The 13,247-nt window shown below is 56.0% G+C and carries 10 protein-coding genes; 5 read left to right on the top strand and 5 right to left on the bottom strand.

Annotated elements, in window-relative coordinates; genetic code table 11:
• Positions 1-41 precede the first annotated feature (41 nt).
• Positions 42-731, top strand: a complete 690-nt coding sequence (locus U740_RS00295) for an ABC transporter ATP-binding protein (RefSeq protein ID WP_036858385.1) — start codon at positions 42-44, stop codon at positions 729-731.
• On the top strand, positions 728-3,235 hold the full coding sequence (locus tag U740_RS00290; protein WP_036858384.1) for an ABC transporter permease: 2,508 nt from the start codon (positions 728-730) through the stop codon (positions 3,233-3,235). Before U740_RS00295 ends, U740_RS00290 begins: the two co-directional genes overlap by 4 nt.
• 5 nt (positions 3,236-3,240) lie before the next feature.
• Here the strand turns inward: U740_RS00290 and U740_RS00285 are convergent, their stop codons facing one another.
• Complete coding sequence (locus U740_RS00285) at positions 3,241-3,621, bottom strand: hypothetical protein (protein WP_152556758.1); 381 nt, start codon at positions 3,619-3,621, stop codon at positions 3,241-3,243.
• 252 nt (positions 3,622-3,873) lie between these two features.
• Here U740_RS00285 and prfB point away from each other — a divergent pair.
• From prfB to U740_RS00270, 3 genes are all read left to right on the top strand, one after another.
• A protein-coding gene (prfB, locus tag U740_RS00280) for a peptide chain release factor 2 (protein ID WP_152556757.1) occupies positions 3,874-4,969 on the top strand; the annotation gives its coding sequence in 2 pieces (ribosomal slippage) (positions 3,874-3,945 and positions 3,947-4,969; 1,095 coding nt in all).
• A gap of 45 nt (positions 4,970-5,014) precedes the next feature.
• Complete coding sequence (gene lysS / locus U740_RS00275) at positions 5,015-6,541, top strand: lysine--tRNA ligase (protein ID WP_036858381.1); 1,527 nt, start codon at positions 5,015-5,017, stop codon at positions 6,539-6,541.
• A 191-nt stretch (positions 6,542-6,732) separates the two neighbouring features.
• Positions 6,733-7,926, top strand: a complete 1,194-nt coding sequence (locus tag U740_RS00270) for a GGDEF domain-containing protein (protein ID WP_036858380.1) — start codon at positions 6,733-6,735, stop codon at positions 7,924-7,926.
• A gap of 24 nt (positions 7,927-7,950) precedes the next feature.
• Here the strand turns inward: U740_RS00270 and U740_RS00265 are convergent, their stop codons facing one another.
• The 4 genes from U740_RS00265 to U740_RS00250 all read right to left on the bottom strand — a co-directional run bounded on the left by U740_RS00265 (position 7,951) and on the right by U740_RS00250 (position 13,233).
• Positions 7,951-10,740, bottom strand: coding sequence for a valine--tRNA ligase (locus U740_RS00265; RefSeq protein WP_036858379.1), 2,790 nt, complete (start codon positions 10,738-10,740; stop codon positions 7,951-7,953).
• 90 nt (positions 10,741-10,830) lie between these two features.
• Entirely contained in the window at positions 10,831-11,271 is a 441-nt protein-coding gene (locus U740_RS00260; RefSeq protein WP_036858378.1) for a hypothetical protein, read from the bottom strand.
• A 52-nt stretch (positions 11,272-11,323) separates the two neighbouring features.
• On the bottom strand, positions 11,324-11,749 hold the full coding sequence (locus U740_RS00255) for a DNA polymerase III subunit chi (protein WP_036858377.1): 426 nt from the start codon (positions 11,747-11,749) through the stop codon (positions 11,324-11,326).
• Positions 11,746-13,233 carry a leucyl aminopeptidase gene (locus tag U740_RS00250; protein ID WP_036858376.1) on the bottom strand — a complete coding sequence of 496 codons (1,488 nt, stop codon included), beginning with the start codon at positions 13,231-13,233 and terminating at the stop codon, positions 11,746-11,748. Before U740_RS00250 ends, U740_RS00255 begins: the two co-directional genes overlap by 4 nt.
• Positions 13,234-13,247 lie beyond the last annotated feature (14 nt).

Here is a 13,247-nt window from a genome sequence, read left to right as displayed (position 1 = left end):
TGTTACAGTGTATGGCGTTTGTCGGTAAATGGAAGTGATCAATGATTGAAGCGAATCATATTACCAAGGAAGTGACCACTTCCGAGGGTGTTCTGCGAATTCTGGACGATATCAACCTGACCGTGATTGACGGAGAGGCACTGGCAATTATCGGGCCTTCCGGATCAGGCAAGTCTACGCTGTTGGGAATCCTGGCGGGTCTGGATACACCCAGCGCCGGGGTGGTCAGGGTGAACGGGGAAGATATCACGGCCATGACCGAGGAGGGGCGGGCTGCCATGCGTGCCCGCTATGTGGGGTTTGTCTTTCAATCATTTCATTTGCTGCCCAGTCTGACGGCGCTGGAAAACGTCTCGTTACCATTGGAGTTGCGGGGTGATAGCAGTGCCACCGAAATTGCCCGCAGTTACCTGGACCGTGTCGGATTAACCGCCAGACTCAGTCATTATCCCCGCCAGTTGTCCGGTGGTGAACAGCAGCGTGTTGCGCTGGCGCGCGCCTTTGCCAGTCGACCCAGAATTCTGTTTGCCGATGAGCCCACCGGTAACCTCGATACGGTGACTGGCAAGACGATCAATGATTTGTTGTTCCAGCTGAACCGTGAAGAGGGTACAACACTGTTGCTGGTGACCCATGAGGCGACGCTGGCCAGCCGTTGTCACCGGCGTGTGACGCTAAAGGGTGGTCTGTTGGTGGAAAACGACACGGTGTTGTCGGGTACAGCGGAATGATGGCCTGGAAACTGTTGTGGCGCAGTTGGCGCGGCGGTCAATTGGCCCTGATTTTCTGGTCGCTGGTCATGGCGGTGGTTGTCGTGACTGCGGTTGCCCTGCTGGCAGACAGGGTAGAAAAAGCGTTGGTTAAAGAGTCCAGCCACCTGTTGGCCGCGGATGCCCAGGTTCGCACTAGCCGTGCCATCCCGGACGACTGGTTGCGGCGCGCGGATGATGAGCGCTTGGAAACCGTGCAGATGGCACTGTTTGCTTCCATGGTCTACAGCGGGGATAACAACCACCTTGCAGCGGTGAAAGCCGTGCAGTCCGGCTATCCCCTGCGCGGCCTGTTGACACTGGCCGAGCGCACTTTTGTAACAACCCCCGAGTTTTTTGAGTCGGTAAACCACGGTCCACCAGCAGGTGAGGTCTGGGTGGACAGCCGTCTTCTGCCTATTCTGAAAATGGAACTTGGTGACTCGCTGGAGGTGGGGGAAGTCACGTTGCGAGTCACCAAAGTCATTGTCGAAGAGCCGGATCGTGGCGGCTCTTTCTCCCTGTTTGGCGCCCGGGTGCTGATGAGCTGGCAGGATTTGAACGCATCAGGGGTGATCCAGCCCGGCAGTCGGGTCGATTACCGTTTGTTGCTGGCGGGTGAAGACAGCGATCTGGCCAGTTATCTCGCCTGGCTCGAGCCGCAACTTAACAGTCATGACCGGCTTCTGTCGCCCGATGAAGCGCAGGCGGGTATTGCCGATACGCTGATCCAGGGGCGGCGGTTCCTGATCCTGGCAGGCAGCCTGGGTGTTGTCCTGGCCGGTATTGCCCTGGCCCTGGCCAGTCGCCATTACGCTGTCGGGCAAACAGCGGCTGTGGCGTTGTTGAAAAGCTGGGGGCTGTCTGCCCGCCGTGTGCGATCACTTTACTGGCAGCAGACCTTCTGGTTGGCGCTGGCGGGCTCCCTGATGGGGCTGGCGATAGGCTGGCTGGTGCATGAATCACTGGTCTTTCTGGTGCGCGAATTGCTGCCGGTCAATCTGCCTCAGGCCGGTTGGCGGCCGTGGCTGGTAGGTTTGGCGACCGGCATGCTGTGTCTGGTGGGTTTTGCCCTGCCGGCTCTCTGGCATCTGCCGTCCCTGTCGCCGCTGGCGGTGTTGCGACGGGATGTGCCCGTCCACCCGGTAAGCGCGATGAAGCGACTGGTAATTGGTTTGCTGGTTATTCTGCTGATGTTGCTCTGGTACAGCCAGAGTATAGCCCTGACGCTGGCAATTCTGGCGGGGCTGGTAGTGACAGCACTGGCGGTGATGGGCCCTGGCTGGCTGTTATTGAATCTGGCCCGACGACTGGGTAACCGGGCGGGCAGTGTATGGCGGCTGGCCCTGGCTAACCTGTGGCGTCGCCGTGGACAAACACTGGTGTTGCTGACCGGGTTTGCCGGGGCCATGGCGATTCTGATGACGCTGGTGATGGTGCGTACCACCCTGATGGAGCAGTGGCGCTGGCAACTGGCCGAAGATGCGCCCAATCACTTTCTGGTCAATGTGGCTCCCCACGAACTGGATGGTGTGAAACGTCTGTTGGCAGATAACCAGCTCAGTTCGGTGGGCTGGTATGCCATGGTTCGGGGGCGGATAACGCTGATTGATGGTCAGCCGCCTTCCGATGAGCTGGTGGAGCAGAATAACGCCCTGCGCCGTGAACTGAATCTGAGTTGGACCGATCAGTTGCCCGAAGGCAACAGGGTGGAAGAAGGGCAGTGGTGGGAAGAGCTGACCCACTTCGCTGAACGGCATGGCGTGAATGTAGCGCCGGTATCGATTGAAGAGGATCTGGCCAGTGAAATCGGGGTGACGCTGGGCAGTCGTCTCACCTTCAGTGTGGGCGGGCTTACCTTCGATGGGGTGATTACCAGTATCCGCAGCCTCAACTGGGACACCATGACCCCCAATTTTTACGTGCTGTTTCCCGATGGGTATCTGGAGAAGTATCCGCGAATTTTCATGACCAGCCTGTACCTGCCGCCGGAACAGAAACCGTTCGTCAATACACTGCTCAGTCAATATCCCACGGTATTGGTAATTGAACTGGATATGGTGATTGAACGGATTCGCTCCATGGTGAGCCAGGTGACTCATGGACTGGAGTTGATGACGCTGCTGATTCTTGGTTGTGGGGTGTTGGTCATGCTGGCCGCAGTGAAACTGTCGATGGCCGAACGGCTGCAGGAAAGCGCCATTCTGCGAACACTGGGCAGCACGGCCCGGCGCATATTGACAGTGCAGTCGGTGGAGTTCGGTGCGCTGGGCGCGCTGGCCGGGTTGCTGGCCGCCGTCGGTGCAGAATTGGCATTGTTCCTGTTGCAGCGGCGTATGTTCGAGGCGCCCTTTGGGCTCCATGTCGAACTGTGGTTTTGGGGTCCCCTGGCTGGGGCGCTGTTGATTGGGGTGCTCGGCGTGCTCTACACGCGCAAGGCGGTGCGCCTGCCTCCGCTGCAGGTACTGGGGAATCTCGATATCTGAAACCGTTAAAACAGCATTTTTGCACCGAGGTAACTTTCGTGCTCTCCTGCCTGTGTCTCCTGCTGCCTGTGCAGTGACGGTTCTTCACCGTACTGGATGAACAGCACAGGCCGGGGTACCCCCTCGCCGCCGGGGGTGGCCCAAAGGGAGGCAAATTCCCACAGGATTGACCACTGCACGGCGAAGAAGAAATCCTCTGAAATGGCTCTATTGTCGGGCGCATTATGGTTGCCTTCATCACGGTTTAGCTGGATTTTCCAGGTGTCATGAACTTCCCGCTGGATAGGTGGCAGTGCATTAATGTACTGCCAGCCGTGAGTGTCCGACAATGCGGGCAATGCGATAAATCCGGTTAGTACAACAAGCGTCAGAGTCGGGAGTTTCAAGGCGCGCCTCCATTTTATTGTTATGGGCATTTTTATAAGTAACCTATTCATATCAGCAGCCCCGGAGAGTTGCCTACAGCCATCCGGTTAGTGGAAAAATTGTCATCATTGACGGTTTGTACGCAGGCAAGTCGATTGTGGATCGCTTCTGTGATGCAGCCAGATAAGGCAAACGGACGCATCTCTGGAGAACCGGGCAGGAATCCGTTAGAATCCGGCCTCGTTTTTTTCTCACACTCTTGGCCATTGTTCATGGAAATCAGTCCACTTCGTCACGCTCTCGAGGATCTTCAGGTACGCACAGACGTGCTTAGGGGGTATCTTTGACTTTGCCAACAAGAAAGATCGCCTGACCGAGGTCGAGCTGGAGCTTGGCGCTGCCGATGTATGGAATGATCCGGATCGCGCCCAGCAACTGGGGCGTGAGCGCTCGTCACTGGAACTTATTGTGACAACCATCGAAACACTGGACAGCGGTATTGCCGATGCCAAAGACCTGCTCGATATGGCGGTGGAGGAGGACGATGCCGGCGCTGTAGCGGACATTGAATCCGAAGTGGAGCAGCTCACCGCGCAGCTGGAAAAGCTGGAATTTCGCCGGATGTTTTCGGGTGAAATGGACCCCAATAATGCCTTTCTGGATATTCAGGCCGGTTCCGGTGGAACCGAAGCGCAGGATTGGGCCGAAATGCTGTTGCGTATGTATTTGCGCTGGGGCGATGAAAAGGGCTTTAAAACCACCCTCGAGGAATGTTCTGCTGGCGAAGTGGCCGGTATCAAGAGTGCAACGATTCTTTTTGAAGGTGAATACGCTTTCGGTTGGCTTCGCACGGAGACGGGCGTGCATCGGTTGGTGCGTAAGTCACCGTTTGATTCAGGCAATCGCCGTCATACCTCGTTCAGCTCGGTGTTTGTTTCCCCCGAAATTGACGACGATGTGGAAATTGATATCAATCCTGCCGATGTCCGGACCGATACCTATCGGGCCAGCGGCGCCGGTGGTCAGCACATTAACAAGACCGATTCGGCAGTACGCCTGACCCACGAACCGACTGGTGTGGTGGTGTCCTGTCAGAGCGAGCGATCCCAACACCAGAACCGGGACAAGTGTTGGAAAATGTTGCGCGCCAGGTTGTATGAGCGGGAAATGCTGAAACGCAGCGAGGCCGCTCAGGCTCTGGAGGACAGCAAGTCGGATATCGGCTGGGGCAGCCAGATTCGCTCCTATGTTCTCGATGACCAGCGTATCAAGGATTTGCGCACTAACGTCCAGACCAGTAATTGCCAGGCCGTGCTGGATGGTGATCTGGATCGCTTCATTGAAGCCTCACTCAAAGCCGGTCTGTGATAACCGCACCTGTCCCGGTCCGGCCCAACCCATGTGGTAGATTTCATGACTGATACACCCAAAAACACCACCGACCAAGCAGAAGAAAACAGGCTGATCACCGAGCGTCGCGCCAAGCTGGCCGCTATCCGGTCTGAGGCCGAGGCTGCCGGTGGCACTCCGTTTCCCAATGATTTCCGCCCCGCAAATCAGGCGGCATCGCTACAGGCCGACTATGGTGAAGAGTCCAAGGAATCCCTCGAGTCCCGCCATTACCAGGCTAGTGTGGCCGGGCGTGTCATCCGCAATCGCGGTGCTTTTATGGTGTTGCAGGATGCCTCGGGGGCCATCCAGCTTTACGTCAGTAAGGAGGCGCGCAGTTTTGCCAAGCGTCTGGATCTGGGCGATATCGTCGGAGTCGCCGGTGTGCTGCACAAGTCGGGCAAGGGCGATCTTTACGTAAATATGGAGCAATTCCAGTTGCTGACGAAGGCGTTGCGGCCGCTGCCTGACAAGTACCATGGTCTCGCCGACCAGGAGCTGCGCTATCGCCAGCGCTATGTGGATCTGATCGTCAACCCGGAGATTCGCGAACTGTTCCGCATCCGCTCGAGTGTGATTGATTTTATTCGTCGCTATCTCAACAACCGGGCGTTTATGGAGGTGGAAACCCCCATGCTGCAGGTGATTCCCGGCGGTGCTACGGCTAAGCCGTTTGTCACACACCACAATGCGCTCGACATCGATATGTATCTACGGGTCGCCCCCGAATTATATCTTAAGCGGCTGGTGGTCGGCGGTTTTGAGCGGGTTTATGAGATCAATCGCAACTTCCGTAACGAGGGGCTCTCGACCCGTCACAACCCCGAATTCACGATGCTGGAATTCTATCAGGCCTATGCGGATTATCACGATCTCATGGATCTGACCGAAGATATGCTGCGCAGTCTGGCTGTCGAGGTGCTCGGTAGTCCCGAAGTTGTCAGCACGGTTAAAAACGCCGAGGGCGAGGTGTTGCAGGAAACCCGTTACGACTTTGCCAAGCCTTTCCGTCGCCTGTCGGTATTCGATGCCATTCTCCACTTCAATCCGGATGTCAGTGCAGCGGCACTCTCCGACCCGGAAGGCGCCAGGGAACTCGCTGAGCATCTCGATATTCCCCTCAAGGACAATTGGGGGCTGGGCAAGGTACAGATCGAAATTTTCGAAAAAACTGTCGAGCACCGCCTCGATCAGCCGACCTTTATCACCGAGTATCCCACTGAGGTGTCGCCACTGGCCCGTCGCAGTGACCGGAATCCTTTTGTCACCGAGCGTTTTGAGTTTTTCGTCGGAGGTCGTGAGATCGCCAATGGCTTTTCCGAGCTGAACGATGCAGAGGACCAGGCGGCGCGTTTTCGTGCCCAAGTGGCAGAAAAAGAGGCTGGGGATGACGAGGCAATGCATTATGATGCAGATTATATTCGTGCACTCGAGTACGGTCTGCCACCCACTGCTGGTGAAGGAATCGGTATTGATCGTCTGGTGATGCTGCTCACGGACTCGCCTTCGATCAGGGATGTGTTACTGTTCCCTCATATGCGCCCTGAGTAGTTTTCTCGGGTTCCTTGCGCCGCCCTTGCCAGGGTACGACCCCCACGAGATGTTGCCTGCGGGGGTGAGCGTGAATGACACTTTGAATAAACCGCTATCATATCAATAGTCGGAAGTGTTTTGAGTACGATCAATAATACCGTGACATCCGTTTTTCAAAATGGGTGTATGTTCAAGGAGATCAACGGGTTATGGCGGGGAAGTCAGGCTATCAAGAAAAGCTGGACTGGTGCGATAAAATCAATCGCGCACCGCAGCGTGCTGCGGCCCTTGCAGAGGCGCAGTGGCAGTCAGTGATCATCGGTATTCTGATGCTGACCGGCGGGCTGGTGATGACGGCCCTGTCGCTCTGGGATATCTATGCGGACCTGGGTCCGGTATGGACAAATCTGGTTACCCTGGCAGCCGGATTGATCATCACCTTCTTCTATATTCTGTTGCTCAACAAGGGCGGCACCAGTGCTCGACTGACCGTCGTCATACTCCGGTTGACCCTGATTATCATGGTCTTTTTACATTTCTTCTGGTTGTTGGTCGAAGATGTGGAATGGTCCGGACTGCTTTGGTGCCTGGTGATGTTGCCGCTGTTTTTTCATCTGCTTGGCTACCAGCGGGGTTTAATTCTGGTATTGCTGCTAATCAGTGGCACCACATGGCTGCTGTTCTGGCCATCCGCTTTCTATTCATCTCCCCATTCGACAGAGATTCTGTTTCGGTTCTGGGCTGCTTACCTAATCCTAGCCTGGATTTCCTTTTCAGTGGAGTATATCCGTCACCAGACCCGACAACGATTGCAGGCTACCTGGCGTGAACTTGATATACAGGCCTGTACGGATGAATTGACCGGCCTGGCCAATCGACGCGGTTTGCGGGAGTATCTGGGCAAGCAGGAGCAACGCAGTACCCAGGGAGAGGGTAGTTATGCCGTGATTCTTGGCGATATGGACGACTTCAAGCAGATTAATGACCGCTACGGCCATGATGTTGGGGATCGGGTGTTGTCGACTGTAGGTAAACTTATCAGCAGTTTGGTCCGGGAAGATGATCTCGCCGCTCGCTGGGGGGGTGAGGAGTTTTTGTTATTGCTCGCAGATACCGATGCTGAGGGTGCGAAAGTGCTGGCTGAGAAAGTTAGAGACTGTGTGGCCACCAGTAAAATTCTGGTGGATGGCGAGTCGATTGACCTTAGCATGAGCTTAGGGGTTGCTGCCCAGCAACAGGATGCTCCTTTATCGGCTTCGCTGAAATCTGCCGATGCTGCCATGTATGAGGCCAAGCGTCGGGGTAAAAACAGTGTGGTCATGACGAACCAGTTACCATCGAGCATGGGAAATGGAACCCGTCAGGATTCACCGGTGGCGATCACTGATCCGGTGAATACCTGAGACGGCAGTAGAGGGTAGGGGGCTTCAGAGCGCATTGATGGTGGTGCACTGCTGTGAGAGTTTATCCAGCGTAGCCTCCATGTCGGCCATTCTTTCCCGCTCTTTGGCAACGACCTCGGCCGGTGCTTTGCCGACGAAGTTTTCATTGCCAAGTTTATTCTGTACTTTTTCCAGCTCTCTCTGCAGTTTGTCAATTTCCTTGTTTAGTCTCGCGAGTTCCGCATCCTTGTCGATCAGCCCTGCCATAGGAACCAGAATTTCCATATTGCCCACCAGTGCCGTGGCCGACATGGGTGCCTCATCACCCGGCTCCAGCCAGGTGATGGCTTCGAGATTCGCCAGTTTGGCGAGAAACTGGCGGTTGTCGTTCAACTTGCGCAAGTCATCGGCAGAACCATTGTTGAAATAAATGGGCAGATGTTTTGCCGGTGTGATATTCATTTCACCGCGGATGTTGCGGATACCGATGATTACCCTCTTCAGCCATTCAATATCTGCGATGGCGGTTTCGTCGATGCGGCTGTCGTCGGCCTCGGGATAGGGCTGCAGCATGATGGTGTCGCCCTTGGCACCGGCAAGCACCTTGATTTGCTGCCAGATTTCTTCGGTGATGAAAGGCATCAGCGGGTGGGCCAGCCGCAAGGTGGCCTCCAGCACCCTCACCAAAGTGCGACGGGTGCCCTTTTTAAGGGCTGGAGCGGCGTCGTCGTCCCACAATACCGGCTTGGACAGTTCCAGATACCAGTCGCAGTACTCATTCCAGAAAAATTCGTAGATAGCCTGTGATGCCAGATCGAGCCGGTAATGGTCGATAGCCTCTGTAACGGCCTTCTCGGCCTGTTGCAGGCGACCGATGATCCAGCGATCCGCCAGGCTCAGTTGATAGTCAGTGCTGTTGTCCTGACCGCAGTCCTGATCCTCGGTATTCATCAGTACATAGCGGGCGGCATTCCACATTTTATTGCAGAAATTGCGGAATCCTTCAATCCGGCCCACATCGAAATTGATATCCCGGCCGGTGGAGGCCAGCGAGTAGTAGGTGTAGCGCAGAGCGTCTGTGCCATAGGGGGCAATCCCGTCCGGGAATTCTTTGCGGGTCTGTTTTTCGATCTTGGAGGCGTCTTTCGGGCGCATCAGTCCGGCCGTGCGCTTCTTCACCAGCGATTCAAGGTCGATACCGTCGATCAGATCGATAGGGTCGAGCACGTTGCCCTTGGACTTGGACATTTTCTGGCCATGGCTGTCGCGCACCAGGCCGTGCACATAGACCGTGTGAAACGGTACTTCCTTCATGAAATACAGGGTCATCATGATCATCCTGGCCACCCAGAAGAAGATAATGTCGAAGCCGGTGACCAGCACGCTGCTGGGGTGGAAAGTCTTCAGGAGTTCGGCGACATTCGGGTCGTTATCGGCATTGGGCCAGCCCAGGGTGCCAAAGGTCCACAGGCCGGAGGAGAACCAGGTATCCAGCACGTCCTCGTCCTGTTTCAGAGCGGTATCGCCGAGGTTGTGGCGTTCGCGCACGTCTTCCTCGCTGCGGCCCACGTAAACATTGCCCTGATTGTCATACCAGGCGGGAATGCGGTGGCCCCACCACAGTTGCCGGGATATACACCAGTCCTGAATATCGCGCATCCAGGAGAAGTACATGTTCTCGTACTGTTTGGGTACGAACTGGATGCTGCCGTCTTCCACAGCATCGATGGCCTTCTCCGCCAATGGTGCGGCTTTTACGTACCACTGGTCGGTGAGGTAGGGCTCGATCACTACCCCGGAGCGGTCGCCCCGGGGTACTTTCAGTTTGTGGTCGTCGACCTTTTCCAACAGCCCTAGAGCATCCAGATCATTGACAATGCGCTTGCGGGCCTCAAAGCGGTCCAGGCCGCGATAGGCTTCCGGCACCTGGTCGTTGAGTTGGGCATCGTGGTTAAAGATGTTGATTATCGGCAGGTGGTGGCGCTGGCCGACTGCGTAGTCATTGAAATCGTGGGCCGGGGTGATTTTGACGCAGCCAGTGCCGAATTCGCGTTCTACATAGTCGTCGGCAATAATCGGGATTTCGCGATTCGCTAGGGGCAGGGTGACGGTTTTGCCGAGGAGGTGGGTATAGCGTTCATCGTTGGGGTTCACTGCCACGGCAGTGTCACCCAGCATGGTTTCCGGGCGGGTAGTGGCGACAGTCATAAAGCCACTACCGTCGGTCAGCGGGTATTTGAAGTGCCAGAGGTGACCGCTTTCCTCTTCGGCAATCACTTCCAGGTCAGAGATGGCAGTGTGTAGTGCCGGGTCCCAGTTCACCAGCCGCTTGCCGCGGTAGATCAGACCGTCCTCATAGAGACGAATGAAAACTTCCTGAACGGCTTTATAGAAGCCGTCGTCCATGGTGAAACGTTCCCGGGACCAATCCGGCGATGCGCCCAGGCGGCGAAGCTGTCGGGTGATGTTGCCACCGGACTGGGCTTTCCACTCCCAGACTTTTTCGATGAATTTTTCGCGGCCCAAGTCGTGCCGGGAGACTCCTTCGGCCTCCAGCAGACGCTCCACGACCATTTGGGTGGCAATGCCCGCGTGATCGGTCCCCACTTGCCAGAGCGTGTTGTTGCCCAGCATGCGATGATAGCGAATCAGGGCATCCATGATGGCTTCCTGAAAGCCGTGGCCCATATGCAGGCTGCCAGTGACATTCGGAGGCGGAATCATGATGCAATAGGGATCTGCCTGGGGATCTGAGCCGGGTTTGAAATAACCCTGCTGCTCCCAGGTCTGGTACCACTTGGATTCAATATCTTGGGGACTGTAGGTCTTTTCCATGCGCACTCGTAGGGGTTTTTGGCAGAACATGACACCCCATGGCGGATAGCGGGGCAAATAAATGTAAAGGCGGGGATTATAAAGGGCCAGCTAGCCTGCGTCGACGTGGTTTTCGTCGTCTTCTGCGGAATCCGAACTGAGCGCCAGGCGCAGTTTTTCCCGTAGCTGGCGTTCCAGGACGGGCAGGTATTCTGCAATCAGCTCATCCAGCAAATCCTCCAGCTCCACGCTGGCTGCTGCCGGGGTCGAATGCCTCGGTTGACCGGCAGGTTCGGCCGGTGATGTCAGCGGGGTTTGGGGGTTTTGAAAAGTAGCCGGGTGGCTGGACGTTTCAGGTGGATTTTGTTCACTTTCTAGTAATGGCTCAGTGAGAATCGGGATGTCCAGCTCGAACGGGTCGTCAAGGTCGTCGAGGGTCTCATCCAGCATGGGAATATTCTGCTGAACCTCAGGACTGTCGTGGAGGGTGTAACGCAACTGATCGAGTTCTTCGATCAACGTCTTGCGCGGGTCTTTGGGCTCATGGTTCATGGCGCCTACCTCTGGCCGCCAGCAAAGTGATTGGTATTGCTGATGATCAACACTATTTTTTGTTGCTCAGGTCGTGAAAGTTTAGTGGATACCCGCGGTGTTTATAAAAGCTGAAACGCTCGCGTTTCGATTCAATCACCCGCTGGTCATCGTAGACGATCTCAATGGCTTTCTCAAAGCGTGAAAACCATCCCGGTGTCTCTTCCGACAGGTTGATCAGCAATCCGTGGTGTTCCCCCGGGTCATCACTGTGATTGATGGCGATGGCTGAAGCCGGTTTTGATTCGATGGCGTGGGGCAGAAAGGCGGTCGGCCGGAACGACCAGAGCAGGTCGTCGAGTTGTTGGGAAACATCCTTGTCACCCGTGTGAAGCAATACCTGCAGGCCCTGCTGAAAAGCTTTTTCCGTCAACTGGCAGGCCAGCATCAGCGACTCATTGAAACCACCATTAATTTTGTAGAAATTGATATTGGTCATTGGCTGGCCTGTTCAGCCAGAAATTCCACCAACAGGGGAACGGGACGACCGGTAGCACCCTTGTTGGTGCCGCTATTCCAGGCGGTACCGGCAATATCCAGGTGCGCCCAACGATAATTTTTGGTAAACCGTCCCAGAAAACAGGCCGCGGTGATGGTGCCCGCTTCCCGCCCACCGATATTCGCCAAATCGGCAAAATTGCTTTTCAGCTGTTTGTCGTATTCATTCCACAGGGGGAGTCGCCAAACCCGGTCACCGCTGGTCTGGCCGGCGCTTTCCAGTGCCTGTGCCAGGGCGTCATCATTGCTCAGCAGGCCGCTGGCATGACTGCCCAGCGCCATGACACAGGCGCCGGTAAGTGTTGCAATATCAATCACGAAAGAGGGCTTGTAGCGCCCGGCGTAGGTGAGTGCATCGCAGAGAATCAGGCGGCCCTCGGCATCGGTATTGAGCACCTCAATGGTTTGTCCGGACATGCTGGTCACCACATCACCCGGCCTGGTGGCAGTGCCACTGGGCATATTTTCGACCGCCGGGATAATGCCTGTGACATTCAGGGGCAGCTTGTACTCGGCAATTGCCGACAGCGTGCCCAAAACGCTGGCGGCACCGCACATATCGTATTTCATTTCATCCATACCAGCTCCCGGTTTTAGGCTGATGCCACCGGAATCGAAAGTTACCCCCTTGCCCACCAGTACAATCGGTTTGCCGCGGGTTTTGTCCCCCTTGTATTCCAGCACAATCATTTTCGCTGGTTGCTGAGTGCCTGCAGTCACCGATAACAGCGAACCCATGCCGAGTGCTTCCATCTGTTTTTCGCTGAGGACCTTGCAGTCAAGGTTGGGATATTGCCCCGCCAGCTCCCTGGCGTGACTGGAAAGGTAGCTGGGCGTGCAGATGTTGCCGGGCAAGTCACCCAGTTCCCGGCTGCGGTTGACCCCGTTGGCGATGGCACTGCCGAGGAGCAAAGCCTGTTTCACCGGGCCTATTCCCTGTCTGGATGGGCATACCAGGGACACCTTGCCCAGGGTCGCAGGCTTCTTTTCCCTGGACTTGAACGGGTTGAACAGATAGGCCGCTTCCCCCAGTTTGCGGGCCAGTTGCTGAGCTAGCCAGGGGCGCTCGCGACCGGTTACGGCGAAACCATCGAGTGAGATAGAAGCAGATTTGATCGGCAACTTGGTCAATTGGCCGGCCAGAGCGGACAAGGCGTTGAGGCAGGTTTGCTCATTGAGTGCTTCTTTGCCAGCACTGAAGATGAGCAGGCGTTCAGCCGCCAGGCCCTTGGGCTCATTGATCAGCTGCATGGCGCCATCGGCATATTTGATGTCGCCTTTTTTGATCAGTCGCGCTATCAATCCCTCCATAGCCTGGTCAATCTGTTGGAGGTCAGGGCAGTCGAGCCCCTTCGGGCCATAGGCAACCACAAAACACTCGGTTTTGCGGGTGGTGAGCTGACCGACAAAGGTATTAAATTCCATGATATCTCCATTGA

It is taken from the genome of Porticoccus hydrocarbonoclasticus MCTG13d (genome assembly GCF_000744735.1).
Lineage (GTDB): Bacteria > Pseudomonadota > Gammaproteobacteria > Pseudomonadales > Porticoccaceae > Porticoccus > Porticoccus hydrocarbonoclasticus.
Note: the sequence above shows the minus strand (reverse complement) of the source record. Positions and strands in the feature narration are given on the sequence as shown.